Origin of the sequence: Embleya sp. NPDC127516 (assembly GCF_044765325.1) — a bacterium.
GTDB lineage: Bacteria > Actinomycetota > Actinomycetes > Streptomycetales > Streptomycetaceae > Embleya.
Genome location: NZ_JBIWJT010000006.1, coordinates 73,553 through 98,207 on the forward strand (window position 1 = coordinate 73,553; position 24,655 = coordinate 98,207).

The window sequence follows — 24,655 nt, forward strand, 5'->3', positions numbered from 1 at the left end:
CTTCCGATCGTGGGGTCAGGACCGGTCCGCCGCGAACACGGCGGCGGAGAAGGTGAAGCCCATGCCGGTTCCGATCACGAGCACCCGGGCCCCGGGTGCCAACAGGTCTTCCTTGAGCAGGTGGTCGAGCGCGTAGATCTGGTCGGCCGCGCCGAGATGGCCGATGGTCAGCCCGAGTTCGTGCAGGTCGTGGCGGGGGGTGATGCCGAGCGGCCGGACGAAGCTCTCCCGGTGGAGCGTGCTGCCGACGAACGGGGTGACGAACCAGTCGATCTGCTCCTGGTCCAGTTCCGCGTCGGCCAGGGCACGGGCCACCACGCTGCGGGTGCGGTCCGCCGAACGTGTCTGGACGTCCCGGATGGAAACCTCGCCCTGGGCCAGGAATTGCCGAGTGCGGTGCCGGATGTCGCCCTGCCCGGAAGGCGCGGTACGAAACGGCTCGTCGCCGCGCGAGAGCCCCTCCAGGACCGTGTCGGTCTCCGAGACGAGCGAGACCAGCCGCAGCCGACCACCGCCTCGGGCGAGCACGGCCGCCGCGGCACCGTCGCCGAACACGATGCCCGGGGACGTGTGCCAGCGATCGGTCGGCGGCGCGAACCGGTCCCCCAGCGTGATCAGCGCGGACGGCAGCGCGGGGCGCGACGCGAGCATCGCCGCGGCGATGTCGATGCTGACCAGCGAACCGTTGGACCACGCGGAGACGGTCGTGGGTACCCCGTCGACGCGCGGACCCAGCAGCTCCTTGGCGATCCAGCACGCGGCGGGCCACATGTCGATGCCCTGGAAGTGCCCGTGACTGTGCAGGTACAGGCTGCCCGGGTCGACCACGGTGCCGTACTCCTGGGCGTCCTTGATCGCCTGGCGCCCCGCGATCACGGCCATCTCCGGCGGCGCGAGCCGGGCCTGGGCGACGCTGACCATGCCGGTGCTCTCGGCGGCCTCGGCCTCGTAGTGGCCGGCCGCGACGGCGTCGGAAACGGGGGTCCGCTCGCCGAGTGTGCCGCCGGTTCCGGTGATCCAGATGTCATCGAAGCGCATGGCTCGGGCTCCCTTCCGGAATCAGGGCGACCGGCAGGTCGCGCAGGTGGTGCCCACCGGAGGTGATCTCCGCGGTGCCGCCGACGCCGATCAGGATGTGGTGTGCGGCGCGGACCACGACCCGGCCGACGGCGGAGTCGATCGCGCCCGCGAGGTGCGGCACGCTGGTGCGGTAGCCGACCTCGAACACGGCCTCGCAGCCGTCGTCGGTGTCGGTGCACGTCCACGCGCCGCCGAACCGTTGGAAGTCGCCGTCGACCTGTTCGAACTCGATCCGGTACGGCTGCTGCTCACCGCTCGCGTCCCGGGTGCGCTGCGCCCACCGGGCGGTACCGCCGCGGAAGGCGAGCGTCCAGTGCCGCAGGTCGTCGCCGGCGTCCTGGACCGAGACGATCTCGGCGGCCCAGTCCGGGAAGACCCGGTCGTCGCGGAGTCCTTCGATCGCGGTCGCCGCCGAGCACGGCAGTGCGGCCTTGAGAGTGCGGGAAGTCATCGGGCTCCTCCGAGTCGGGGCGTCGGACGGACGATGCTGACGCCCTGCAGATGCGTGGTGCGCAACATGGGATGGCTCGCCTCGCCGAAGGCGCCGCCGGTGAGGCCGGTGCCGCCCGAGTTGGGCAGGAACGGGAGGAAGTTGCCGTGCGAGTCGTTGATCTTCAGGTTGCCGCCATTGGTGACACCCGACAGGAACCGCTCGATGTGCTCCGGGCCGGTCGACCAGAACGAGTTCCGCAGGCCGTAGGCATTGCTGTTGACGAACGTCAGGATCTCCTCGAACAGTCGCTCGTCCGAGTCGCCCGGCTCGGGCACGATGATCGGCAGCAGCGGGAAGAACGTCTCGTCCCGGACCACCGACAACGAGCGGGCGTCGCCGAGTCCGGCCACCCGCACGATCGTCGGTTCGATGAAGAAGCCGGTGTCCGACGGGGTGCCGTCCACCTCCAGGCGACGGCCGCCGTGCACCATCGTCGCGCCGCCCATCAGGGCCTCGGTCAGGCAGCCGAAGAACCAGTCGGCACCGAGCACGGGGGTGAGCACCACGCCGGGCTCGTCGGGATAGCCGGGGTGGATCTTGCCGGTCGCCACGATCAGTCGCTCGATCAGCTCGTCCGCGATCGCGGGGTGTGCGATCACCTGGTTGGGCACGTTGCAGATCTGACCGGAGTTCAGGAAGAACTGGGTCATGGTCTCCACCGCGGCGTCCAGGTCGGCGTCGGACCACACCACGCAGCAGTCGTTGCCCGCGAGTTCGAGGATCGGCTTCTTGCCCGCGGCGATGCAGTCCCGTTCGAAGGCCAGGCCCTGCTTGCTGCCGCCGTAGTAGACGATGTCGTTCACGTGTTCGCTGGCCAGCCAGGTGTCGACGGCCGGCGGGCCGCAGTAGGCGTTCAGCGTGCCGGCGGGCGCTCCGGCCGCCTCCAGCACCGGCGCCACCACCTCACGCATGGCGTACATGCAACTGAGTGCGACGCCGCGCGGCGCGCGGACCACGACGGTGTTGCCCGCCAACAGCGCGGTGATCGCGGACAACGCGTTCACCGTCGCCGCGTTCTGTGGTGGGTTGACGCACACCACACCGTCGGCCACGCGTCGCAGGATCATCTCGCGCTCTCCGTCGTGACGACGGAACTCCAGTTGTTCGGCGCACCATTCGAGCGTCTCGGGGCTCCATCCGGTGAGCGGGATCCCGTCGATCATCGCCTCGGCTCCCGAACGGGGTTGCCCCTCGGCGACCAGGATCTCCACCAGCGGATCCCGATGCTCGCCCAGCCGCCGCGCGATCGCCCGCCCGATCTCCATCCGGGTGGCGAGCGGCGTGCGCGCCCACTCCGGCGCGGCACCGGCGGCCGCCGCGAGCGCCGCCGCGATCATGCCTTCGTCGGCGACCGCACACGCTCCCGCGAGCCGATCCCCGGCACTCTCCCGATCGACCACGCCCAGGTCGAGATCACGCTTCAACCGCAGACTGGGAAAGGTGTCCTCGATGATGGCCCGAGCGGTGACGGTGTGCACATACTCCCCGCCTTCGCCGCCGATGTCCCGGCCGCCGATGTAGGCGGGATAAACCCTGGTGGTCACGGTTCTCCCTTTCGAGCGAAGGATGTGGATACCAGCAAAAACGCTACGCAGGTAACAGAACCGGAACAACGCACCCGCGATAAGACTTGGTTCTCACCCTGCGAACCAACAAAGCCACCCAGCCCACCAATTCGGCCCAACCAGCACCCGAGCCCAATCAGCCCGTGCGCCGCCTGAGCACACCAACCCGGCCGGCGCTAGAGGCCACTCAGCCCGTGCGGCGCTTGAGCACAACCAGCCCGGCCGGCGCTTGAGGCCACCCAGCCCGTGCGGCGCTTGAGCACAGCAGCCCGGCCGGCGCATGAGGCCAAACAGCCCGGCCGGCGCTTGAGGCCACCCAGCCCGTGCGGCGCTTGAGCACAACCAGCCCGGCCGGCGCATGAGGCCAAACAGCCCGGCCGGCGCTTGAGGCCACCCCTCAACCAGAGCCCGCCGCAGGCGAACCCGCGACCCAACGCCCCTCCGCCTTCGCAGCCTCGATCCGCGCCAACCCCGCCGCCCGCATCCGCCCGCGCTCGATCAACTTCTCCGCCCGCCGGCAATTGATCCTCGACCAGTTGCTCCGCGCCCGGCGCGGGGTGTACCGCTGCGCCCACCACCCCTCCGGCGTACCGCCGGAGAACGCCTTGCCGTCGATCCACCCGTAACACAACGCCACGTCCAACGCCTGTCCTTGGGTCACCGACGGCTCCGACGTGCCCTTCTTCGCCAACGCCACCCACACCCCGTCCGAGTCGGCGTGGTTCGCCTCCATCCAGGCGCCGAACTCCTCGGCCGAGGCGAAGTACAGGGTCTCCTCGCCGTCGTCGCCGCTCACGTGCGCACCTTCCCCTCCGCCAGATCGCCCAACAACTCACCCAGAATCTCGGCCCCGTGATCGGTCAACACCGAAGCCGGATGGAACTGCACCGAAGCGAACCCCGGCCCGCGCAGCCCATGCACCTCGCCACTGCCCGGGTCGCGAAACACCTCGACCGCACCGTCCCGCGCCGCGCACCGGATCGAATCGCTCGGGCTCAATGCCGCGAACGTGTTGTAGAACCCGACCCGTTCGGCCCGCCCGAAGCAGTCGACGGTCCGTTGCGTGCCCTGATTCGGCAGTGGATTGCGCACGATGTCCAGCCCGAGCATCGTGCTCAGCACCTGATGGGCCAGACACACCGACAGGAACGGCGTGTCCGCCGCCAGCAGCGTGCGGGTCACCTCCCGGATCCGGGCGATCTTGGGATGCGCGTGATCCCGAGGGTCCCCGGGGCCGGGGCCCACGATGACCAGGTCGTGCTCGTCCAGGCGATAGTCCTCGTCGAACCGCCGAACGGTCACCAGCAACCCTTGCGCGGCCAACAGGTGCCGCCCCATCGAGGTGAAGGTGTCCTCGGCGTCGATCACCAGCACGGTACGACCCGCCAACCTCGGTTCGGGCCGGGTGCGTTCCCCCGGCCCGGCGAACCAGAAGCCGGCCAGCGGCAGGTTCCGCGCCGCCAACGCCCGTCGTACGTCCGGATGTTCGCCGATATCGGCGCCGGTTCCGACCGGTCTGCCGACCGCACCGCCCACCGGGCCGCGCAACGCCTCCAGCAGGCCCGCCGCCTTGGCCCGGGTCTCCGCCGCCTCCGAGACCGGATCCGAATCACGCACCAGCGTCGCGCCGACCGCGATCCGCAACCGACCCGCCGGGTCGACATCCGCCGTACGGATCAGGATCGCCGAGTCCATCGCCCGACCACCGTGCGCGTCCCGCCCGATCAACGCGACCACGCCCGCGTAGTAGCCGCGCCCGGCCGGTTCGTGCCGCGCGATCACCCGGCACGCACTCTCCAACGGGCCGCCGGTGACCGTCGGCGCGAACATCGTCTCGCGCAACATGTCCCGCACGTCCAGCGAACTGCGGCCCTCGATCAGGTATTCGGTGTGGGCCAGCCGCGCCATGCGTTTCAACCGCGGGCCCACCACCCGACCACCGAGGTCGCACACCCGGCCCATCATCTTGAGTTCCTCGTCGAGCACCATGTACAGCTCGCCGGCCTCCTTCTCGTCGGCGAGGAAGTCCAGCACCTCGCCCAGGTCCGGCCCACCGTCCGGATACCGATACGTGCCACTGATCGGATTCATCACCACGGTGCCCGCGTCCAGGCTGATGTGCCGCTCCGGCGAGGCGCCCACGAACGTACGGCCGGCGGTGTGGATCACGAACGTCCAGTAGGAGCCCGGGTCGCGCCCCAGCAACCGACGGAAGAAGGCCAAGGCGGTATGCGGCGACCAGTTGCCGATCTCCACCCGGAACGAGCGCTTGATCACGAAGTTGGCGCCGGTCCCGCGCCCGATCTCCTCCGCGAGCACCGTGCGCACCGTGTCCGCGTACTGCTCGTCGTCGGCGTCGAAACCGCCCCGGCCCAGCTCGATCGGCCCGTCCGGCAGCCGATCGAGGATCTCCGCGACGGACACCGCGTCCTGCTCCAGGACGGTCATCGCCAGCAGCGGTGCGCCGTCGTCGGGAAAGTCGTAGCCCCGCTCGCCGATCTGCCGATACGGCAGCACGGCCAGCGTCTCGTGCCGGCCGCGACCACCGGCCGGCGGCAGCGGGATGTCCGCGATCCGGTCCGGCTCGGTGATCCGCCCGAGCAGTACGTCGATCCGCTCGGGCCCGGCCGCGCCCGGCCGGTGCAACAACGCGAACGGCGGTGGGTCCGGCGCCAGGATGCGATCCAGGACGGACGGGCCGGGCGGCGGGCCGGTCATCGCTTGGCTCCGCCCGACGTCGTCGCCGTCGCCGTCGCCGTCGACAACGCGACCCGGGTGGACACCGTCACCGCGCACCGGGACGCCAGATAGTCCAGCGCCATCCGGTGGTACTCCGGCGAGAAGTCGGCCACCGCGTCGGCCACCACGAAGGTCTCGATGTCGTGCGAGAAGGCCTCGTGCGCGGTCATCAGGATGCCCACGTGCGCGTAGACGCCGCAGATCACCAACTGATCCCGGCCCTGCGCGCGCAGCAGGTCGAGCAGGCCGGTGCGGAAGAACGCGCTGGGCCGCCACTTGGTGAACACGGTGTCCGCCGCGTTCGGCGCGATCCGGTCCGGGATCATCCGCTGCCCGGGCTCGGCGGTCATCCCCGGGCCCCAGAAGTCCTTGAGCAGGCCGCGCTGTTCGTCGCTCATCCCGCCGGGTTGCGCGGTGTACGCGACCGGCGCGCCGCATTCGGCGAACCGGGCCCGCAGCGCGGCGACGTTGTCCATCAGGTCGGCCATCGGCGCCCGGTCCGCGTCGAAGGGCCGCATGAAGTAGTGCTGCAGATCGTGGATCAGCAACACCGCGCGCGCGGGATCGATCGTCCAGGACGCGACGTTGCGCGGCAGCTCGTCCTCGGTCGGCATGGGGTAGGACGCGATCGCCGGGATCGCCATGATGCCTCCTTTCTCGTGCGGTGGGGGACGCTCGACGGAGCGCGCGCTCAGTTGCCCAGCGCCGCGCCGCCGTCGACCGTGAGCTGGTGGAGCGTGATGTGCGCGGCGCGGTCGGAGAGCAGGAACAGCACGGCGTCCGCGACGTCCTGCGGGCGGGCGAGTCGGCCGAGCGGAATGCCGACCCGGAAGGTGGCCGCGGTGCCCTCGATCGAGGCCGCGCGCGCGTCGCCGTCCGCCCACAACGAGGTCAGCATCGGCGTGTCGGTGGAGCCCGGGGCGACCACGTTGCACCGGATGCCGTGCCCGGCCAGTTCCAGGCCGAGCGACTTGGTGTAGACGGTCGCCGCGGCCTTGGACGCCGCGTATGCCGCCATGTCCCAGCGCGGGGTGCCCGCCGCGTTGGAGGCCACCGTGACGATCGCGCCGCTCGCGCGCGGGATCATCCGGCGGGCCACCGCGCGGCACACGTGGAAGACACCGGTCGTGTTGACCGCGAAGGTCTGCTCCCAGTCCTGATCGGAGAGTTCGGCCGCGGCGCCGGTGCGCAGCACCCCCGCCGCGTTGACCAGGTAGCCGATCGGTCCCAGTTCGTCCTCGATTCGGGCCACCACCGCGTCCACGTCCGCGCTCGATCGCACGTCGGCGGCGAATCCGCGCACGCGGTGTCCGGCCTCGGTCAGTTCCTTGACCGGCGGCCCGAGCGCCTCGGCGTTCGCGTCGAGGGCCGCGACCGCGATCCCCTCGGCGGCCAGCGCGCGCGTCACCGCACCGCCGATGCCACCTGCCGCCCCGGTGACCAGGGCCGTCGTGTCGCGCATCGGGCACACCTCATTTCCGCTGTCGTCGAGATTTCCGGGGTCGTCCGGTGAGCGCGGCCACCACGTCCGGGTCGATGCCCAGGCAGCGCACCGAGAACGAGCCGAGCGCCGCCAGGTACTCCGCTTCCAGGTCGGCCTCGTCGACGCCGGTGGCCCGGCCGCCCTCGACCAGGACCCGGCCCGCGACCAGGACGGTGTCCACGTCGGTGGATCCGCCGAGTGCGAGGAAGGCCTCCAGAGGACGCGGGTTGAGCAGGTAGCGCCAGTCGTCGGTCGGGATCAGCTGGAGGTCCGCCTGCTTGCCCGCCTCGATGCTGCCGATCTCCGCGGCCCAGTCCAGACCTCGGGCGGGCAGCCGGGTGGCCATCGCCAGCGCGTCGGTGGGCAACACCTCGGTGGGATCGGCGTACATCTCGTTGTACATCTGCCAGCAGGCCCGCATGGCCTCGGCCATGCCGCCGATCGGCAGCGAGGCACCGTCCGTGGACAGCGAGACGTCCAGACCGGCGCGCCGGAACCGGGGCATCGCCCGGGTCTCGGTCAGCGCGGACTCCCCCGCCGGACCGTACTTCGCCGGCGAGTGGCTGATGTGCGCGTTCGCCTCGATCAGCAGCTTGCTCTCGTCCTCGTCCGCGAACGCGCAGTGCACCGCCATGAACCGGTCGGACAGCAACCCGAGTTCGGCGAACCGGCGGACCGGGGTGTTGCCGTGGTAGGCCAGCATGACCGCGGACTCGTTGCGCAGCGCACCCACGTGCGTGCCGAACGGAACGTCGTAGCGGTCCACCAACTCTGCCAGCCCGGCGCCGAGTTCGTCGCTCATGTTGGTGCCGTAGACCGCGGTCGGCCAGGCCCGGACCAGCCCGTCGGGATCGGCCGCGACCTCGCGCAGCACGTCCTCGATCCGGCGCAGTTCGTCGTCCGCGTCACGGGTGCGACGAAACCGTGTCTCGCCCTCCGCGCACACCGCGTCGCTCGCCCACGTGCTGACCACGCAGCGCATGCCCAGGTCCCGTGCGGCCCCGATCAGCGCCTGGGGCCGGTTGAACGAGCCGACGTCGCCGAGGGTGGTCGTCCCCGACCGCAACTGGGTCCACATCGAGTAGCGCGCGATGGCCGACGCCTCGTCCGGGGTGAGCAGTTCGAGCTGATCGTGGAAGACGTCGAAGGCGGTCGAGATCTGCCGGATGTCGCCGCCCAGGGCCATGAACGCGGGCTTGTCGTCCCGATCGGCGGGCGGTCGCAGGGCCCCCTTGAACGGGAACCGCAGTGCGAACATCTCGTGCCAGTGCGCGTTCACGAAGCCGGGCAGGATCATCTTCCCGCGCGCGTCGATCGTGCGCAGGTCCGCCCGCAGGGCCGGCGTCAAGCCGGCCTCGACATCGGCGGTGGTCCCGACCGCGGCGATCCGCCCGGCCTCGACCAGGACCGAACCGTCCGGGATCACCCGTGCGCCGGTGTCTCCCGGATACAGGCAGCCGCCCCGGATCAACAGCGCGCTCATCGGTCCGCCTCCGGCTGCCCCTTCGCTCCGGCCGCGGCGAACCGCTCGGTCCACGCGTCGATGGTCGGTTCGGCGGCCAGGTCGCGGAATTCGACCGCCAGGCCCTGCCGTCGCCACCGGGTGACCAGGCGCATCATCTCCAGCGAACCCAGGCCGAGCAGCACGAGGTTGGCATCGCCGGCGATCTCGCCGGAGGGGGTGCCGATCATCGCCGAGACGCTCTCGCGCAGGTCGGCCGAGGTCGGCGGAGCGGGGGTGGGCCCGGCGGTCCCGGTCGTGCCGGTGGTGCCGGAAGTGCTGGTGCTGGTGCTGGTGGTGCCGTCCATGTCCGGTTCACCCTTCCCGGTGTTCGGAGACGGTTGCGGCCGGTCCCCAATTCCGGCTCAGTGTCGGGTCGTTCGCCGCTGCCGTGAGGACCTTCTTGTCCACCTTGCCGAGCGCGGTCAGCGGGAAGGCGTCGACGTGTTCCATCCGGTCGGGCAGCTTGTACTCGGCCAGCCCGCGCTCGTGCAGGGCCCGCTTGAGGTCGGCCAGGGTCGGCGGTTCGCCCCGGCAGATCACGAACGCGTGGATGCGCTCGCCGAGGAACTCGTCCGCGACCGGGACCACCGCGGCGGCGTCCACCGCGGCGCAGCTCAGCAGGTGGCCCTCCACCTCGCCGGCGGCGATCTTGTCGCCGCCGCGGATCACCACGTCCTTGAGCCGCCCCTCGATCACCAGGTGCCCGGCCGGGGTCAGTCGGGCCAGGTCGCCGGTGCGGTAGAAGCCGTCCGAGGTGAAGGCGCGCCCGTTGTGCTCGTCGGCGCGGTAGTAGCCGCGCAGCGTGTACGGGCCGCGGGTGAGCAGTTCACCGACCGCGCCGAGCGGCACATCGGCGTCCCGCTCGTCCACCACGCGCACCTCGTCGGCCGCCGAGATCGGGCGGCCCTGCGTGGTCAGGACGGCCTCGGCGTCGTCGTCGGGGCGGGACATCGCGAGCAGGCCCTCGGCCATCCCGAACACCTGCTGCAATCGGCAGCCGAAGCCCGGCTCGATCCGGGCGGCCAGTTCGACCGGCAGCTTGGCGCCGCCGATCTGGATCAGCCGCAGGCTCGACAGGTCCGCCGCCCCCCACTCCAGCGCCTCCAGCCACAGCCGGGCCACGGTGGGCACCACCGAGGTGAGGGTGACCCGCTCGCGCTCGATGGCACGGAAACAATCGTCGGCGGAGGGGTCCTCGGCCAACACGACGGTGCCGCCGGCCGCGAGCGTACCGAGCACACCGGGGCAGCCCCAGGTGAAGTTGAACTCCACCGGCAGCGCGGCCAGGTACACCTCGTCCGGGCCGACTTCGCACACCTCGGCCGCCGTCCGGATCTGGTAGGCGTAGTCGTCGTGCGTGCGCGGAATCAGCTTGGGCAGCGCGGTGGTTCCGCCGGAGAGCAGGAAGAACGCCACATCCGCCGGGTCGTTCGCGGGCAGCGGGAGCGGATCGGCGTCCACGCTCGCCAGTGCGAACACCGATGCGCCGGCTCCGGGCGGCGGGTCGCCGTGCACGAACACCGCGCGCAGACAAGGGACTTCGTCGAGCATGCGGAGCGCGAGACCGGCGTGGTCGAAGCCCCGATGACGATCGGGCACCACGTATGCCGACGCCCCGGACGACTCGCACAGGTGCCGGATCTCGTTGGCACGGTGCGACGCGAGCGAGAACACCGGCTTGACGCCGACCCGGAACAGCGCGAACGCGACGATCACGAACTCGGCGACGTTGGGCAGCTGGAGCACCACCCGCTCGCCGGGACGCAGGCCCAGCCGGTGGAAGCCGGCCGCCATCCGGTCGATCCGGTCGGCCAGGTCGCGGTAGGAGAGCCTGCGTTCGCCGCCGACCAGGGCGGTGCGGTCGCCGTGCGCGTCGGCCCAGGCCCGGGGCAGGCCGCCGAGGTCGACGCCGAGCCACAACCCGTCGCGCCGATAGCGTGCGGCGACCTCCGCCGGCCACGGTACACATCCGTCCGGCATCGGTCAGCCCTCCTTCGCGGGCTCGTACGGGGCGAGGATCTCCAGCACCGCGCAGTCGGTCTCCATGCCCGGCCCGGCGCACAACAGCAGGACGTGATCGCCGGGGACCACCTCGCCGCCGGTCCACACGTGTTCGAGGCCGATGAACGGGTCCGCCGCACCGGCGTGCCCGAGCGTGCGGGTGAGCTCCCAGGTGCCGCGTGTGTCGTCGATGCCCAGCGGGTCGAGGTAGATGCTCTCCAACGCGCCCCGGGTGTAGCCGGAGTGGCAGATCCGGGCCACCTTGTCCAACGCCAGGCCGGCCTCGGCCAGCGTGCGCTCGACCGTATCGGCCACCACGTCACCGAAGTGCCCCATCGGCGGTGCCACACCCTTGGCCCACTGCTCGCGCCAATAGGCGCTGCGTTCCTCGAAGTTGAGCGAGCGGCCGATGGTGATGCCGGGCGGGAAGCGCTTCTCGCCGCCTCGGTGCAGTTCCTCCATCGACGGATTCGACACCGCCCCGAAGGCCAGCAGTCGGGCGAAGCCGGCCCGCCGGGACACCACCGCGGCCGCGCCGCCGTCCGCGAGCAGGAACAACTTCGACGCCCGCCACCGATCCACCAGCGGGGTACCGAAGTTGTCTCCGCAGGTCAGCAGCACCGCGTCGTGGTCCGGGTTGCCGAGCAGCCGGTACGCGGCGCTCTCCAACGCGGCCAGCGAACCCAGACAACCCGGCCCCACCTGGACCGCGGTGATCGGCCGGTCCAACGTGTTGCGCAGCACGTAGTGCGGCGCCGACCAGCCGTCCGGGCCCTGGTGGTGGGTGGCGGTGTGCAGCAGCGCGCCGAAGTCGTCCGGATCGTGGCCCGATCGGCGCACCGCGACCTCGGCCGCCCGCACCGCCATGTCCGGCCCGGGCAGGTCCCCGGCGACCATCACCGACTCCATGCCGGACGCCTCGCGGTCCGCCGGGTCGTACCAGGACGCGCCGACCGCGAACGCGGTGCTCACCACGTCGGGTCGATACGAGCCCACGCCCGCGACGAACACGTCTTCGTGGAACCTCATCACGCGTCCTCCTCCCGCGCGGGCACCAGGTAGCGCGCCACGCTCTCCAACTTCTCGCAGGTCTCCTCGAACTCCCGTTCCGGCGTCGAGTGGCCGACGATGCCGGCGCCCGCGCGCAGCCAGGTGTGCCCGTCCTTGCGGTAGGCGCTGCGCAGCACCAGGGCCGCGTCCAGTTCGCCGGTGTGGTCCACCGTGAGCACCGCGCCGCTGTACAGACCGCGCGCGCCGGGCTCGTGTCGGCGGATCGAGGTGTACGCGGCGTCCTTGGGCACGCCGGACGCGGTCACCGCCGGGAAGACGGCGGCGAAGGCGTCCCAGATGCCCGCGCCCGGCGCCAGTTGCCCGGACACCCGGGAAGCCAGGTGCTGCACACTGCCGCGCTCGCGTACGGTCATGAACTCGGGCACCGACACGCTGCCCTCCACACACACGTCCTCGAGTTCGTCGGTCCCGGTCTTGACCGAGATCGCGTGCTCGTAGACCTCCTTCGCGGAGGCCAGCAGGTCGGCGCGCAGGCCCTCGTTGACGAGCAGGTCGGGGGTCAGCGCGCGGGTGCCCGCCAGCGGTTGGCTGACCACGGTGCCCGCCGCGGACACCTTGACCACGATCTCCGGACTGAAGCCGATCGCCTCGATGCCGCCGAGGTCGAGCAGGAACGAGCGGGCCGGGTTGTTGCTCCGCCGGCCGGTCACGTAGGTGGCGATCAGGTCGATGTCCTCGTCCACGTCGACCACCCGGGAGAGGATCACCTTGTGCAGGTCGCCGTGGTTGATCTCGTCCACCGCGAGCTTGACCGCCTCGCGGTACTCGAACTCGCCCCGGCCGTGCACGTCCAGCGGTCGGGCCGGCTCGGCGGATCCCGCGACCGGTGTGTCGATCGTGGTCATCAGGGCGCTCAGCGTCTCCTGGTCGACCGCGCGCAACAGCGCGTGCCCCTCCTCCAGTCGGACCTCGGCGCGCGGCACCACCAGGTGCAGCAGTCGCTCGTCGCCGACGTGCGTGAGGTCGCCGTCCTTGGCGTAGGACAGTTCGAAGGCCGCCCAGCCGTACGCGCGCCACTCGGGCACCGTCACGGTGTCCAGGAGTCGGGACACCAGGTCCAGCGGCCGGTCGTCCCAGGGCAGCACGATGTCCGGCTCGTGCTCTCGGCTCAGCCTGGCGCCGTGCCGGTCCAGCGTGAGTTCGGCCCGCACCCCGCCCGCGTACGACCACGTGCCGCCATTCTCGTAGACCACGTAGGACGCGTGCAGGCCGGAGCCGGCCAGTCGGGCCGCGACGAGCAGCGGCTCCTCGGCGAGCGGGATCTGCGTCTCGAAGTAGTGCAGCCACCTGGTGGGACTCATCTGCGGGCGTCCTCTCGTAGCGGTCGGGATCGCGCGTCGACGACCGCGACGCGCACGGCCGCGGGCGGGACGGCGGCGGGGGCGCGGCGGGCCGGAGTCGGACCGATGCCTTGGGTTACCGTCAACGACGATACGGAGGTAACCGGGTGGGAACCACAAGCCCGCGATAAGGGGTTCTTCTCGAAACGCGAAGTCGGCGCATCCCGTTGGGGATACGCCGACTCGGGGTGTGCCACCCCGGCCCGGACCGGGCAGGGGCCCGACCGTCCGCCGCTACCGCGGCGTCAGGTCGTCGTCCTCCTCGATCGGGGCCGGCACCGCCTTGGGGCCGAACAGGCGGCGCAGCACGGGCTCGGCGTAGCGCGCCGTGAAGGGGCCGGCCACCACCAGGATGAGCACGTACGCGGCGGCGAACGGTCCCATCCGCGGCTCGACACCCGAGGTCGCCGCCAGGCCGGCGATCACGATGGAGAACTCGCCGCGCGCGACCAGCGCACCGCCCGCCCGGTAGCGGCCGGGTTTGGCGATGCCCGCGCGGGCGGCGGCCCAGTAGCCGGTGGCGATCTTGGTCAGCGCGGTGATCAGCGCCAGGGCGGCGGCGGGCAGCAGTACGCCGGGCAGCGCGCCGGGGTCGGTGGACAGACCGAAGAACACGAAGAAGACGGCCGCGAACAGGTCGCGCAGTGGCGCGAGCAGGGTCTGCGCGTGTTCGGCGACGTCGCCGGAGATCGCGATGCCGACCAGGAAGGCGCCGACGGCGGCGGACACTTGCAGCTTGTCCGCGATGCCGGCGACCAACAGGGTCAGGCCGAGCACGCCCAGCAGCAGGAACTCCGGTTCCTCGCTGGAGAGCGCCTTGGAGATCCGGCCGCCGTGCCGGAGCGCGAGGAAGAGCACGATGCTGATCGTGCCCAGCGCGATGGCCACGGTGAGCGAGCCGCCGAGCAGTCCGACGCCGGCCAGCAGCGCGGTCAGGATGGGCAGGTAGAGCGCCATCGCGAGGTCCTCGATGACCAGCACGGACAGCACCACCGGGGTCTCCCGGTTGCCCAGGTGGCCCAGGTCGCCGAGTACCTTCGCGATCACCCCGGACGAGGAGATCCAGGTGACGCCGGCCAGTGCGAGCGCGGCGGTGGGCCCCCAGCCGAGCAGCAGGCCGGCCACGAAGCCGGGCACCGCGTTGAGCAGCGCGTCGATCGCTCCGGCGGGCGCGGCGGCGCGCAGGTTGGTGACCAGTTCGCCGGCCGTGTATTCCAGGCCCAGCAGCAGCAGGAGCAGGACGACGCCGATCTCGGCGCCGATCTCGATGAAGTTGTCGCTCTGTGACAGGTCGAGCACGCCGCCGTGGCCGAAGGCGAGGCCGCCGAGGAGGTAGAAGGGAATGGGCGACATCCCCATCCGGGTCGCGACCCGGCCGAGGATGGACAGGCCCAGGATGATGGCGCCGAGTTCGATGAGCAGTGTTGCCGGGTGCATGGGTGGGTTGTGCTCGCGGTGTTCGAAGGGGCAGGACGGTCTGCGGCTCGAACCGCGGGTTGAGGGGGGTCCGCGGGCGGGTGGGTCAGTCCTCGGCGAGCAGTTCCGCGAGCGCGACGGCCTCGGCGCGGGTCAGCCGCACGCCCGGGCCGCACGCGTCGGGGTCGTCGACGTTGTAGAAGGCGATCCGACGCACGCCGTCCCGGCCGGCGACCACGGAGATGGCCCGGCCCGCGACGGTGGACAGGGTGTACTGCGTACCGATGCCCGGGAGGGGGGTTTCGCTGATCGGGACCTGGCCGCCCATGAGGTTCTCCTGTTCGAACGAGGGCCTTCAGATTAGGTGCAACCGGGGGATGGTCGGCCCTCTTCCCCCGGGTGTCGAGCTTCCTCGGGCACGACCCCGGTTCGACACGGTTTGTGTGGGCGTCATGGGGGCGTCGGATGTCCGCGCCCCGGACGACCACCGCGGGCGGTGGTCCGGCGCCGGCGGGGTATTCGGAAAGTGACGTCGCCGCCGCGACGTGTCCGGACTCGTCCGGACCCCGCCTCGCCAGGAGGTTACCGTGACCGATCCGTGGCCGGACCCGTTGCCCCCGGTCCCGCCGATGCCCAGCCCGCACCCGCTGCCGGAACCCGGCCCCGAGCCGCTGCCGCCGGACCCGGGCCGGCCGCCGGTCCCGGACGAGCCGGAACCCGAACCACAACCGGCACCGATGCGCTGACCCGGGCCGAGCCCGGTCGGACCGTCGCATCCGGGGTCGCGCGCGGCGCGCGCCCAACGACGCGGGGCGTACGCCCGACGCGCACGCGCCGACTACCGCGCGGTCCGGCCGGGCCGGCACGCTCAGTACATGGACGAGCAGCTTCCCGTTCCCGCGCCCCGCACCGCCGATCTCGTCATCCGCGTCGGCGGCGCCCGCTGGCCGTCGCCCGCCGAGATCCGCGCCGAGTTGCCCGAGGACGCGCGTGTCGAGTTCGAGCGCGAGTTCGCCGGCGCGCTCGACCACGCTCATGGCACCGGACAACTCGCCGCCCTGGCCGATGTCCTGGCCGGCTGGCAGCGCCATCTCATCCTCCGACGCACCGGCGACTACGAGCGGGTTGTCGAACGGTCCGCCCGACTGCACGCGGGCGAGCGGTTGGAAACCGTGCCCGCCGCCCAAACCAGGCGCGCATGAGCTGCCTGGTGGTGTACGACGCGCCCGCCGCCCGCCAGAAGGCAACCCTGCCCACCAGCGCGATCGGCGCGCTCAACACCCTGGAAAGTGCGCTGGAGCGCGACCCCTGGGCGGTCGGCGGCCGAATGCACAGCGGCCTCAAGACCATGCGCGAGGCCCCGTTCGGCTCCTTCGGCTTCATCACGTTCGTCATCGAGGACAGCCGCGTCCGGGTCACCGTGATGAACGTGGTCTGGACCGGCTGAACCGGCGATTCACGGGCGACCGTCGCGACACCCGACCCGTGCCTCGGGCCGAGTGACGCGACGCCTCGCGGCGCCCGGTAGCCCCGCGTCAGCGAATCGGCACGTCCGCCAACGTCCGCGCGATGACCAGTCGCTGGATCTCGCTGGTGCCCTCGAAGATCGTGTAGATCGCGCTGTCCCGGTGCATGCGCTCGACCGGGTACTCGCGGGTGTATCCGTTGCCGCCGAGGATCTGCATCGCGGCGGAGGTCACCCACTTGGCGGTCTCTCCGGCGTACAGCTTGGACATCGAGCCCTCGGCCGCGGTGAACGGCTGGTTGGTCGCCGCCATCCACGAGGCCCGCCAGGTGAGCAGTCGGGCCGCGTCGATCCGGGTGCGCATGTCGGCGATGGTGAACGCGACGCCCTGGTTGTCGATGATCGGCCGGCCGAACTGCTCGCGGACCTGCGCGTATTCCAGGGCCACCTCGTAGGCGGCGCGCGCGATGCCCACCGCCTGGGCGGCCACCGCCGGGCGGGAGGACTCGAAGGTGGCCATCGCCGCGTTCGAGCGCCCGGACGTACCCGCCTTGGCCCGCGCGATCCGTTCGTCCAGCTTCTCCTTGCCGCCGAGCAGGCAGTCGCCGGGGACGCGCACGTTGTCCAGCACCACCTCGGCGGTGTGCGACGCGCGGATCCCGTGCTTCTTGAACTTCTGGCCCTGGGACAGGCCGGGCGTGTTCGGCGGGATCACGAAGCTCGCCTGACCGCGCGAGCCCAGGGCGGGGTCGGTGGTGGCGACCACGACGTGCACGTGCGCGATGCCGCCGTTGGTGGCCCAGGTCTTGACCCCGTTGAGGATCCAGTCGCCGGTGGCCTCGTCGTGGACGGCGCGGGTGCGCATCGAGGAGACGTCGGAGCCGGCGTTGGGCTCGGAGGAGCAGAACGCGGCGACCCGGATGTCGTCGGCGGTGCCGAACAGTTCCGGCGCCCACGTGATGATCTGCTCCTGGGTGCCGTTGGCCACCAGGCCGGCCGCGGCGAGCGCGGTGCCGGTCAGCGCCAGGCCCAACCCGGCGTCGCCCCAGAAGAGTTCCTCCATGATCAGCGGCATGCTCAGCCCGGTGGGATCGAAGGCCTGGGTGGTGAAGAAGTCGAGGGAGTACAGTCCGACCTTGGCGGCTTCCTGGATGATCGGCCAGGGGGTCTCCTCGCGCTCGTCCCACTCGGCGGCGGCCGGGCGCATGGTGTCGGCGGCGAAGGTGTGCACCCAGTCGCGGATGGTGGTCTGGTCCTCGTTCAGGGCGAGGTTGAAGGCGGTCATGGGTGGCGGGCCCCCGGGCATCGTCGAATTGTTACCGGCTGGTAGCTTGAGTGTGTCGTCGCCACCCGAGAGCGTCAAGGGGCCCGGGACCACCGGCCGATCGGGGTTCGCGACCGCCTCGCGGGGCGATCCGCGACGACTCCCGCCACCGCTTCGGACGACCCGTCAGATCCCGGGTCGAAAGCGCATCGGATGCTCGTCCGGAACCTGCACCACGCAGATCCGCACGCCGTCCGGATCGGCGATCCACATCTCGTCCAACCCCCACGCCTCGCGGCGCGGCTCGCGCAGCACGGTGGCGCCCTTGCCCAGGAGTTCCTTGTGGGTGGCGACCAGATCCCGTACCTGGAGCCACAGTCGCAGATCCTCGGACCCCGGCCCGACCGCGGACGCGCTGCCGGAGACCTCCAGGAAGCCTCCGCCGAGGAAGAACACGGTCCCGCGATGGATCCCGGTCCCGAACTCGCGGGCGATCGCGAGTCCGAGCACATCGCGGTAGAAGACCAGCGAGCGTTCGAGATCGGTGGGCCGCAGCAGGATGCGACCGGAGAGTACGTCCATGCCCTCAGCTTCGCCCCGGGCCGCCGATTCCGAACCCTCACCGAACGGGCGCCTCACCCGGCGGGCCGCCCGGACGCACCGTCCCCACGCGCCACCTCGGCCCGCCGTTCTCGACCCGCCACGTCGGCCCGCGCCCCGCGCGCCGGCGTGCCCGGCACCGCCCCGCGCCGGCCGCATCGAGCCGAACCGGAAAAAGATCCGGGCGATGATCGTCGGGCCGGCAGGCTGGTGCTCGACGAAGGGTGGTGCCACATGGTGGGGAACGCGGAGCGCGTGCGCGGGAGCATGTTCGGCCTGGCGTACGGGGACGCGTTGGGCGCGCCGACGGAGTTCCTGTCCTACGCACAGATCGTGCGGCGGTACGAACTGCCCGGCCCGCTGGATCTGGAGGGCACGCCGGCCCTGGTCACCGACGACACCCAGATGGGCCTGGCGGTGGCGCACGCGCTGATCGACGCGCGCGCGGACGGTGGCGCGTTGACCGCCGAGCGGTTCGCGCCGCTGGTGATCCACCACTTCCTGACCTGGTGGGACTCCCCGGACAACACCCGCGCGCCGGGGCACACGTGTATGTCCGCGTGCGCGGAGCTGGCCGCCGGCCGAACCTGGCTCGACGCGACCCGACGCGGCTCCAAGGGCTGCGGCGCGAATATGCGGGTCACCCCGCTGGGCCTGGTCGACGCCCTCGGCGAGGCCGACCGGTGCGGCGCGGCGCAACTCCAGGCGGCCGTCACCCACGGCCACCCCACCGCGCTGGCCGCCTCGGACCTGACCGCGACCGCCGTGCACGCGCTGCGCGTCGGGGTCTCCATCGGCGACCTGCCCGGGTACCTGCGCGCGCACGCCGAGGCGCAGCGCAAGGTCTATCGGGCCGACTGGCTCGGCGAGGGCCTGTGGCGTGGTCCGTTCGCGGACACCCCGGAGGGCTTCATCGCGCGCGGCTGGGACGAATGCCTGGGCGTGCTGACCCGGCTGGAGCGGGCCCTGTCGGAGCGCGATCGACGATCGGACCCGTGCCGCATCACCGGCGCCGGGTGGATCGCGGAGGAGGCGCTGGCCACGGCGGTGTTGTGCGTCGCGCTGTACCCGGACGACCCGAGGTCGGCGCTCGCCCGGGCCGCGGCCACCTCCGGCGACTCGGACTCGATCGCCGCGCTGGCGGGCGCGATGATCGGCGCCGTACACGGCCTGGACGGTTGGCCCGCCGAGTGGCTCGATCGCATCGAGTATCGGGCCGAACTGTCCGAGGTGTCCGAGGCCCTCCGTATGTGACATGGGTCGCGGTGTGCCGAGCGCTTGCGGGTCGGGAGCGCTTGCGGGTAGTGATGGCGCCATGGGAAAGATCCATGCCGCCGACCGGGCGGCCTTCGCGTGGGTGGCAACGCATCATGTGCCGTGGGCGAACAAGGCGCTGCCCGCCTTGTCGCGCGCGGCGAACCATTCGCGCCTGTGGGCGGTGACCGGTGCGGGGATGGCGCTTTCCGGTGGACGCAGCGGGCGCCGGGCGGCATTGCGCGGGCTGGGTTCGGTGGCGCTGGCGTCGACCGTGACCAATGTGGTCCTCAAAAGCTGGGTGCGCCGGCCCCGGCCGGTGATAGACGCGGTACCGATCGCCCGCCGGCTGAGCCGGCAGCCGTGGACGACCTCGTTCCCCTCGGGGCACGCGGCGTCCGCGGCGGCCTTCGCCACCGGCGTCGCGTTGGAGTCGCGTCCGCTGGGCGTGGCGGCCGGCGCGCTGGCCGGTTCGGTGGCCTTCTCCCGGGTGTACACGGGCGTGCACTACCCGGGTGACGTGCTCGCGGGCGCGGCGCTCGGCGCGGGTCTGGCCGCGGTGACGCTGCGCTGGTGGCCGACCCGGCCGGTGGAGGCCGCGTCCGCGCCGCAGCCGCGCGGGAAGGTGCCGGCGCTGGGCGAGGGCGACGGCCTGGTGGTCGTGGTCAACCGCTCGGCGGGCCCCGAGGGCGACACCGCCCAGCGCCTGCGCGAACTCCTGCCCGGGGCCAAGGTGGTCGAGCGCGGCCAGAACGGCGACCTGGTCGCGCTGCTGTGCGAGGCGGCCCGGGAGGCGCGGGTGTTGGGCGTCGCGGGCGGCGACGGCAGTGTGAACTGCGCCGCGCGGATCGCGCTCGACCGGGGCATGCCGCTCGCGGTCTTCCCCGCCGGCACGCTCAACCACTTCGCCGGCGACCTGGGCCTGACCCGGTTGGAGGACACCGTGATGGCGCTCTCGGCGGGCGAGGCGGTGCTGGTGGACGTCGCCGAGTTGCAGCGCGACCACTCGCACCCGTTCTCCGACGACGGCGAGGAATTGGGTCCCGAGCTCTTCCTGAACACCTTCTCGCTCGGCGTCTACCCCGATCTGGTGCGCTTCCGCGAGGAGTTGGAGGGCAAGATCGGCAAGTGGCCGGCCATGCTGGTGGGCCTGGTCCGGGTGCTCCGGGACGCGGGTCCGGTCAAGATGCGGGTCAACGGTCGGCCGCGCTCGTTGTGGCTGCTGTTCCTGGGCAACGGCCAGTACGCCCCGGAGGGCTTCGCCCCCACCTACCGCCCCGACCTCACCGACGGCCTGCTCGACGTACGCATCGTGGACGCCTCCCGCCCGCTGGCCCGCACCCGCCTGGTGGCCGCGGTGTTGTCCGGCACCCTGGGCACCTCGCGCGTGTACGAGGCCTCCACGGCCCGCACGGTCAGGCTCTCCGAGATCCAGGAGGGCGCCGAACTCGCCGTCGACGGCGAGGTCCGCCCCGGCGCCTCGCAACTGCGCGTCGCCAAGGGCCGCCGCCTGATGGTCTACCGCCCGGACGGCGCGGTTCGCGACTGACCCCGCATCGCCCACGCCGCCACCACGCCGCACACCCCGCCCCGCCCGCACCGACCGCCTCACCACGCCGCCCGTGTACCTGCGGCCGAACTCGCCCGGCTTGCCGTCGACTTGTCCCGGCAGGCCCGGAGGGCGCCCGGAACGGAAACCGGAACGGGGGTCCCGTGCGTGGTGGGGGTGCGAGGCCCGTGATTCGGGGCACCGCTACGGTGTGGGCCGCCGGTCGATGGGCCGGGGGGATGCGAGCTGTTGTCGATAAGGGGCAGTGGTGGCGGTTTCGGGGGCGATATCCGGGTCGGCCGGACGTATGGCGGCGATATTGGCGGCGGGAAGAGTCGCCGCCGGGGTGGTGTCCATGGTGGCTCCGCGCGGTGGGGTGTGGTTGCGGCCCACCGCGGCCCGGGAGGCGTCGTTGCTGGGCCGCGGCCTCGGCGCGCGGGATGTCCTGCTGGGCACGGGCGTACTGCGCGCCCTCGCGGCCGGCCGGGGCAGTGCCGAGTGGGGCTGGCTCGTGGTGGCCTCGGATCTGGTCGACGGGGCCGGCGGCGCGATCGAGTGGCGCCGCCTGACCCCCGCGGAACGCACGTGGGTGGGCGCGGTCTTCGCGTTGGCCGCGTGCGAGGCGGCGGTGGCCCTGTCCCTGGCCGGCTCGGACCCCGAGGATGCCTGGGACATCGTGACGGGCTTGATCGAGTAGCCCGCGGCTGCCGGTCCGGGTGCGGCGAGGCGGATCGCCTCGGCCGCCCGGCCGGCGAACCGCGGGCACCCGGGCCCGACCGCGTCCGGGCGAATCCGGGCCGGCGGCGCGGCACGAACCCGGCCCGTGCCAGGGAGTGCCCGCGCAACGCCTCTACGGCAGGGGGTGTCACCCGTTTGCCCTATGCTCAACTCCCATGGTGGCACGGCCGTTGGGCGAAATTGTCGAGGCAGGATGGGCGAAGGCCCTGGAACCGGTGGCGGGCCGTGTGGCCGCCATGGGCGACTTCCTGCGAGGAGAGATCGCCGCGGGGCGGCGTTACGTGCCCGCGGGCGCGAATGTGTTGCGGGCGTTCACGCAGCCGTTCGCGGATGTGCGGGTTCTGATCGTGGGTCAGGACCCCTATCCCAACCCCGGACACGCGGTGGGACTGAGCTTCGCGGTCGCCCCCGAGGTACGGCCGTTGCCGGGCTCGCTGATCAACATCTTCACCGAGATGAACCGCGACCTGGACCTGCCGATGCCGACCAACGGCGACCTGACCCCGTGGGCCTCCCAGGGTGTGCTGCTGCTCAACCGCGCGCTGACCACCGCCCCCGGTCGCCCCGCCGCCCACCGCGGCAAGGGCTGGGAAGAGGTCACCGAGCAGGCGATCAAGTCCCTCGCGGCGCGCGGCACTCCGCTGGTGTCCATCCTGTGGGGCCGCGACGCCCGCAACGCCCGGCCGCTGCTGGGCCCCGGCGCGGCGGTGGTGGAGTCGGCCCACCCCTCCCCGATGTCCGCCGCCGGCGGCTTCTTCGGCTCCCGCCCCTTCTCCCGCACCAACGACCTGCTGGTGGCCCAGGGGGCACAACCGATCGACTGGCGCCTTCCGTAACCCCAAAGCACCAACCCGCGCTCCGGGCCACACGCCCGGAGCGCGCACGCCCACCCGCCGCGAAACCCCGACCCACGCGAGGCGCGGGTGTGGGCGGACACACCCTCGCGACCCGGACAGGGCGCAACCACGACAACCACCCCGCGCGTCCACGCCTATAGGGTGGCGGCCGGTACAACCGGTCATGGGCCACCGCCGGTCGGGGCCGTCGCTTGGAGGAACCTTCTTCGATGTCAGGCAATAGCGTTCCCGGCCAGGGGGGTGCGCCGCAGCGCTCCCCCAAGGCGTTGCCGCCGCGTTCCAAACTGGCGATCACCGCGAGTCGGGTGACCGCGGCCATCTCGCGACGCGCCGGCAAGGGCAGCGGTTCGGTCATCGGCGGCAAGCTCGCGCTGCGGCTCGCTCCGGACCTGCTCGCGCAGTTGTCGGTGGACCTGCAGGTGGTGCTGATCTCCGGGACCAACGGCAAGACCACCACCACCCGCCTCGTCGCCGAGGCGATGCGCGCGGCGGGTCCCGTGGTGTCCAACGCGCTGGGCGCGAACATGCCGGCCGGAATCACCTCCGCGCTCGCGGGCGCCGGCGCCGAGGCCCGCTACGGCGTGATCGAGGTCGACGAGAAGTATCTCGCCGGTGTCGCCCGCGACTCCGACCCGGTCGCCATCGCGCTGCTCAACCTCTCCCGCGACCAGCTCGACCGCGCCGCCGAGACCCGGATGCTCGCCGAGAAGTGGCGCGAGGGCCTGCGCGGGCGCGACGCGATCGTGGTCGCCAACGCGGACGACCCGCTGATCGTGTGGGCCGCCTCCTCCAGCAAGGACGTGTTGTGGGTCGCCGCCGGGCAGACCTGGCAGGAGGACTCCTGGTCCTGCCCGCAGTGCGGCGGCGTGATGCAGCGTCCGGGCGACGACTGGTTCTGCTCGGAGTGCGACTTCCGCCGTCCCTCGCCGACCTGGTCGCTGGCCGGGGATCGCATGGTCGACCCGGACGGGCAGGTGTGGCCACTGCACCTCCAGCTCCCCGGCCGCGCCAACCGGGCCAACGCGGTCACCGCCGCGGCCGTCGCGTCGCTGTTCGGGGTGCCCGTGGACGCGGCCCTGGAGCGGATGAAGCACGTCACCGCCGTCGCCGGCCGCTACGACGTGGTCGACTACCTGGGTCGCAAGCTGCGCCTGTTGCTCGCGAAGAACCCGGCCGGTTGGGTCGAGACGTTCTCGCTGATCGACCCGCCGCCCACCCCGGTGATCCTGTCCGTCAACGCGCTCGACGCGGACGGCAAGGACACCTCGTGGATCTGGGACGTCGACTTCACCCAGCTCGCCGGCCGCCCGCTGTTCGTGCTCGGCCAGCGTCGGCTCGACCTGGCCGTCCGACTGGAGGTCGCGGGCCTGCAATTCCAGGTCTTCGAGACGCTCGCCCAGGCGGTCGCCGCCTCGCCGCCCGGCCAGATCGAGGTCATCGCCAACTACACGGCGTTCCAACAGCTTCGCAAGACGATCAAGGAAGCGGCACAGGCATGATCGGTGAGAGCAGGCTGCGCCTGGTCTGGATCTACCCGGACCTGCTCAGCACATATGGCGACCAGGGCAACGCGCTGATCGTGGAGCGGCGCGCGCTGATGCGCGGCATCGAGGTCGAGCGCGTGGACGTGCGCTCCGACCAGCCCGTGCCCACCTCCGGTGACATCTACCTGATCGGCGGCGGCGAGGACCGGCCGCAGCGCCTGGCCGCCGAGCGGCTGCGCCGCGACCCGGGACTGGCCACCGCCGTGGGCGCCGGCGCCGCGCTGCTCGCGGTGTGCGCCGGATACCAGATCATCGGCAACGAGTTCATCGACGACCTGGACCAGCCCGAGGCGGGCCTGGGTCTGCTGGACGTACGCTCCGGCCGGGGCGCGCCCGGCAAGCGCTGCGTCGGCGAGGTGCTGGCCGAGGTCGACCCGGCGCTCGGCCTGCCGGTGCTCTCCGGCTTCGAGAACCACCAGGGCGTCACCTACGTGGGCCCCGGCGCCAAGCCGCTGGCCAGGGTCACCCACGGCAACGGGAACGGGACCGGCGACGGCACCGAGGGCGCCTACGCGGGTCGGGTGATCGGCACGTACATGCACGGGCCGGTGATGTCGCGCAACCCGGCGCTCGCCGACCTGCTGCTCACCTGGGCAACCGGCGTTCCGCTGACCCCGCTGGGGGACCACTGGCACGAGCAGTTGCGCTCCGAGCGCCTGCGCACGGTCCGGGCCGCCGCCTCGAACTGAGCA

The 24,655-nt window shown here is 72.1% G+C and carries 25 protein-coding genes; 9 read left to right on the top strand and 16 right to left on the bottom strand.

Annotated elements, in window-relative coordinates:
* Positions 1-15: 15 nt before the first annotated feature.
* The 14 genes from ACIRL2_RS13360 to ACIRL2_RS13425 form a co-directional block, all read right to left on the bottom strand.
* Positions 16-1,038, bottom strand: a complete 1,023-nt coding sequence (locus tag ACIRL2_RS13360; protein WP_395867110.1) for a ketoacyl-ACP synthase III family protein — start codon at positions 1,036-1,038, stop codon at positions 16-18.
* Positions 1,025-1,531 carry an SRPBCC family protein gene (locus tag ACIRL2_RS13365; RefSeq protein ID WP_402232051.1) on the bottom strand — a complete coding sequence of 169 codons (507 nt, stop codon included), beginning with the start codon at positions 1,529-1,531 and terminating at the stop codon, positions 1,025-1,027. The genes ACIRL2_RS13360 and ACIRL2_RS13365 overlap by 14 nt, the downstream gene beginning before the upstream one ends.
* Entirely contained in the window at positions 1,528-3,117 is a 1,590-nt protein-coding gene (locus ACIRL2_RS13370) for an aldehyde dehydrogenase family protein (protein ID WP_402232053.1), read from the bottom strand. Before ACIRL2_RS13370 ends, ACIRL2_RS13365 begins: the two co-directional genes overlap by 4 nt.
* A gap of 418 nt (positions 3,118-3,535) precedes the next feature.
* On the bottom strand, positions 3,536-3,934 hold the full coding sequence (locus ACIRL2_RS13375; protein WP_402232055.1) for a YdeI family protein: 399 nt from the start codon (positions 3,932-3,934) through the stop codon (positions 3,536-3,538).
* Positions 3,931-5,856: an anthranilate synthase family protein gene (locus ACIRL2_RS13380; protein WP_395867102.1), complete on the bottom strand. Its 1,926-nt coding sequence runs from the start codon at positions 5,854-5,856 to the stop codon at positions 3,931-3,933. The genes ACIRL2_RS13375 and ACIRL2_RS13380 overlap by 4 nt, the downstream gene beginning before the upstream one ends.
* Positions 5,853-6,521: an isochorismatase family protein gene (locus tag ACIRL2_RS13385; protein ID WP_402232057.1), complete on the bottom strand. Its 669-nt coding sequence runs from the start codon at positions 6,519-6,521 to the stop codon at positions 5,853-5,855. The genes ACIRL2_RS13380 and ACIRL2_RS13385 overlap by 4 nt, the downstream gene beginning before the upstream one ends.
* A 47-nt stretch (positions 6,522-6,568) precedes the next feature.
* Positions 6,569-7,339, bottom strand: a complete 771-nt coding sequence (locus tag ACIRL2_RS13390; RefSeq protein WP_395867098.1) for a 2,3-dihydro-2,3-dihydroxybenzoate dehydrogenase — start codon at positions 7,337-7,339, stop codon at positions 6,569-6,571.
* A 10-nt stretch (positions 7,340-7,349) separates the two neighbouring features.
* Complete coding sequence (locus tag ACIRL2_RS13395) at positions 7,350-8,843, bottom strand: amidohydrolase family protein (protein ID WP_395867096.1); 1,494 nt, start codon at positions 8,841-8,843, stop codon at positions 7,350-7,352.
* Positions 8,840-9,169 (bottom strand): phosphopantetheine-binding protein, encoded by a 330-nt coding sequence (locus tag ACIRL2_RS13400; protein WP_402232059.1) that lies wholly within the window; start codon positions 9,167-9,169, stop codon positions 8,840-8,842. The genes ACIRL2_RS13395 and ACIRL2_RS13400 overlap by 4 nt, the downstream gene beginning before the upstream one ends.
* Before the next feature lie 7 nt (positions 9,170-9,176).
* Complete coding sequence (locus ACIRL2_RS13405; RefSeq protein WP_402232061.1) at positions 9,177-10,844, bottom strand: (2,3-dihydroxybenzoyl)adenylate synthase; 1,668 nt, start codon at positions 10,842-10,844, stop codon at positions 9,177-9,179.
* 3 nt (positions 10,845-10,847) lie between these two features.
* On the bottom strand, positions 10,848-11,894 hold the full coding sequence (locus ACIRL2_RS13410) for a ketoacyl-ACP synthase III family protein (RefSeq protein WP_395867090.1): 1,047 nt from the start codon (positions 11,892-11,894) through the stop codon (positions 10,848-10,850).
* Positions 11,894-13,237 (bottom strand): salicylate synthase, encoded by a 1,344-nt coding sequence (locus ACIRL2_RS13415; protein ID WP_395867088.1) that lies wholly within the window; start codon positions 13,235-13,237, stop codon positions 11,894-11,896. Before ACIRL2_RS13415 ends, ACIRL2_RS13410 begins: the two co-directional genes overlap by 1 nt.
* Before the next feature lie 273 nt (positions 13,238-13,510).
* Positions 13,511-14,713 (bottom strand): cation:proton antiporter, encoded by a 1,203-nt coding sequence (locus ACIRL2_RS13420; protein ID WP_395867086.1) that lies wholly within the window; start codon positions 14,711-14,713, stop codon positions 13,511-13,513.
* Between the two features lie 85 nt (positions 14,714-14,798).
* Entirely contained in the window at positions 14,799-15,020 is a 222-nt protein-coding gene (locus tag ACIRL2_RS13425; RefSeq protein ID WP_020555717.1) for a hypothetical protein, read from the bottom strand.
* Positions 15,021-15,279: 259 nt separating this feature from the next.
* Between ACIRL2_RS13425 and ACIRL2_RS13430 the strand changes: the two genes are divergently transcribed.
* The 3 genes from ACIRL2_RS13430 to ACIRL2_RS13440 all read left to right on the top strand — a co-directional run bounded on the left by ACIRL2_RS13430 (position 15,280) and on the right by ACIRL2_RS13440 (position 16,139).
* Positions 15,280-15,438 carry a hypothetical protein gene (locus ACIRL2_RS13430; protein WP_395867084.1) on the top strand — a complete coding sequence of 53 codons (159 nt, stop codon included), beginning with the start codon at positions 15,280-15,282 and terminating at the stop codon, positions 15,436-15,438.
* Positions 15,439-15,567: 129 nt separating this feature from the next.
* Complete coding sequence (locus ACIRL2_RS13435; protein WP_402232065.1) at positions 15,568-15,894, top strand: DUF6247 family protein; 327 nt, start codon at positions 15,568-15,570, stop codon at positions 15,892-15,894.
* On the top strand, positions 15,891-16,139 hold the full coding sequence (locus ACIRL2_RS13440) for a hypothetical protein (RefSeq protein WP_395867080.1): 249 nt from the start codon (positions 15,891-15,893) through the stop codon (positions 16,137-16,139). The genes ACIRL2_RS13435 and ACIRL2_RS13440 overlap by 4 nt, the downstream gene beginning before the upstream one ends.
* A gap of 88 nt (positions 16,140-16,227) precedes the next feature.
* Here the strand turns inward: ACIRL2_RS13440 and ACIRL2_RS13445 are convergent, their stop codons facing one another.
* Both ACIRL2_RS13445 and ACIRL2_RS13450 read right to left on the bottom strand, forming a co-directional pair.
* Positions 16,228-17,442, bottom strand: coding sequence for an acyl-CoA dehydrogenase family protein (locus ACIRL2_RS13445; RefSeq protein WP_395867078.1), 1,215 nt, complete (start codon positions 17,440-17,442; stop codon positions 16,228-16,230).
* A gap of 165 nt (positions 17,443-17,607) precedes the next feature.
* Entirely contained in the window at positions 17,608-18,003 is a 396-nt protein-coding gene (locus tag ACIRL2_RS13450; protein WP_395867076.1) for a VOC family protein, read from the bottom strand.
* Positions 18,004-18,255: 252 nt separating this feature from the next.
* Here ACIRL2_RS13450 and ACIRL2_RS13455 point away from each other — a divergent pair, with 252 nt between their 5' ends.
* The 6 genes from ACIRL2_RS13455 (at position 18,256) to ACIRL2_RS13480 (ending at position 24,652) form a co-directional block, all read left to right on the top strand.
* Positions 18,256-19,275: an ADP-ribosylglycohydrolase family protein gene (locus ACIRL2_RS13455; protein WP_395867074.1), complete on the top strand. Its 1,020-nt coding sequence runs from the start codon at positions 18,256-18,258 to the stop codon at positions 19,273-19,275.
* A 61-nt stretch (positions 19,276-19,336) separates the two neighbouring features.
* On the top strand, positions 19,337-20,824 hold the full coding sequence (locus ACIRL2_RS13460; RefSeq protein WP_395867072.1) for a phosphatase PAP2 family protein: 1,488 nt from the start codon (positions 19,337-19,339) through the stop codon (positions 20,822-20,824).
* A gap of 355 nt (positions 20,825-21,179) precedes the next feature.
* Positions 21,180-21,521, top strand: coding sequence for a hypothetical protein (locus ACIRL2_RS13465; RefSeq protein WP_395867070.1), 342 nt, complete (start codon positions 21,180-21,182; stop codon positions 21,519-21,521).
* Between the two features lie 196 nt (positions 21,522-21,717).
* Positions 21,718-22,398, top strand: coding sequence for a uracil-DNA glycosylase (locus ACIRL2_RS13470; RefSeq protein ID WP_395867068.1), 681 nt, complete (start codon positions 21,718-21,720; stop codon positions 22,396-22,398).
* A 230-nt stretch (positions 22,399-22,628) separates the two neighbouring features.
* Positions 22,629-23,918 (top strand): MurT ligase domain-containing protein, encoded by a 1,290-nt coding sequence (locus ACIRL2_RS13475; protein WP_395867065.1) that lies wholly within the window; start codon positions 22,629-22,631, stop codon positions 23,916-23,918.
* Positions 23,918-24,652, top strand: a complete 735-nt coding sequence (locus ACIRL2_RS13480) for a type 1 glutamine amidotransferase (RefSeq protein ID WP_395867445.1) — start codon at positions 23,918-23,920, stop codon at positions 24,650-24,652. The genes ACIRL2_RS13475 and ACIRL2_RS13480 overlap by 1 nt, the downstream gene beginning before the upstream one ends.
* The last annotated feature ends 3 nt before the right edge of the window (positions 24,653-24,655 follow it).

Excerpts from the sequence above, each read along its gene's own strand:
- ACIRL2_RS13360 (WP_395867110.1), bottom strand. The coding sequence starts at position 1,038 with ATGCGCTTCGATGACATCTGGATCACCGGAACCGGCGGCACACTCGGC.
- ACIRL2_RS13365 (WP_402232051.1), bottom strand. The coding sequence starts at position 1,531 with ATGACTTCCCGCACTCTCAAGGCCGCACTGCCGTGCTCGGCGGCGACC.
- ACIRL2_RS13380 (WP_395867102.1), bottom strand. The coding sequence starts at position 5,856 with ATGACCGGCCCGCCGCCCGGCCCGTCCGTCCTGGATCGCATCCTGGCG.
- ACIRL2_RS13385 (WP_402232057.1), bottom strand. The coding sequence starts at position 6,521 with ATGGCGATCCCGGCGATCGCGTCCTACCCCATGCCGACCGAGGACGAG.
- ACIRL2_RS13390 (WP_395867098.1), bottom strand. The coding sequence starts at position 7,339 with ATGCGCGACACGACGGCCCTGGTCACCGGGGCGGCAGGTGGCATCGGC.
- ACIRL2_RS13395 (WP_395867096.1), bottom strand. The coding sequence starts at position 8,843 with ATGAGCGCGCTGTTGATCCGGGGCGGCTGCCTGTATCCGGGAGACACC.
- ACIRL2_RS13400 (WP_402232059.1), bottom strand. The coding sequence starts at position 9,169 with ATGGACGGCACCACCAGCACCAGCACCAGCACTTCCGGCACCACCGGC.
- ACIRL2_RS13405 (WP_402232061.1), bottom strand. The coding sequence starts at position 10,844 with ATGCCGGACGGATGTGTACCGTGGCCGGCGGAGGTCGCCGCACGCTAT.
- ACIRL2_RS13410 (WP_395867090.1), bottom strand. The coding sequence starts at position 11,894 with ATGAGGTTCCACGAAGACGTGTTCGTCGCGGGCGTGGGCTCGTATCGA.
- ACIRL2_RS13415 (WP_395867088.1), bottom strand. The coding sequence starts at position 13,237 with ATGAGTCCCACCAGGTGGCTGCACTACTTCGAGACGCAGATCCCGCTC.
- ACIRL2_RS13420 (WP_395867086.1), bottom strand. The coding sequence starts at position 14,713 with ATGCACCCGGCAACACTGCTCATCGAACTCGGCGCCATCATCCTGGGC.
- ACIRL2_RS13425 (WP_020555717.1), bottom strand. The coding sequence starts at position 15,020 with ATGGGCGGCCAGGTCCCGATCAGCGAAACCCCCCTCCCGGGCATCGGT.
- ACIRL2_RS13435 (WP_402232065.1), top strand. The coding sequence starts at position 15,568 with ATGGACGAGCAGCTTCCCGTTCCCGCGCCCCGCACCGCCGATCTCGTC.
- ACIRL2_RS13440 (WP_395867080.1), top strand. The coding sequence starts at position 15,891 with ATGAGCTGCCTGGTGGTGTACGACGCGCCCGCCGCCCGCCAGAAGGCA.
- ACIRL2_RS13445 (WP_395867078.1), bottom strand. The coding sequence starts at position 17,442 with ATGACCGCCTTCAACCTCGCCCTGAACGAGGACCAGACCACCATCCGC.
- ACIRL2_RS13450 (WP_395867076.1), bottom strand. The coding sequence starts at position 18,003 with ATGGACGTACTCTCCGGTCGCATCCTGCTGCGGCCCACCGATCTCGAA.
- ACIRL2_RS13455 (WP_395867074.1), top strand. The coding sequence starts at position 18,256 with ATGGTGGGGAACGCGGAGCGCGTGCGCGGGAGCATGTTCGGCCTGGCG.
- ACIRL2_RS13460 (WP_395867072.1), top strand. The coding sequence starts at position 19,337 with ATGGGAAAGATCCATGCCGCCGACCGGGCGGCCTTCGCGTGGGTGGCA.
- ACIRL2_RS13465 (WP_395867070.1), top strand. The coding sequence starts at position 21,180 with ATGGTGGCTCCGCGCGGTGGGGTGTGGTTGCGGCCCACCGCGGCCCGG.
- ACIRL2_RS13470 (WP_395867068.1), top strand. The coding sequence starts at position 21,718 with ATGGTGGCACGGCCGTTGGGCGAAATTGTCGAGGCAGGATGGGCGAAG.
- ACIRL2_RS13475 (WP_395867065.1), top strand. The coding sequence starts at position 22,629 with ATGTCAGGCAATAGCGTTCCCGGCCAGGGGGGTGCGCCGCAGCGCTCC.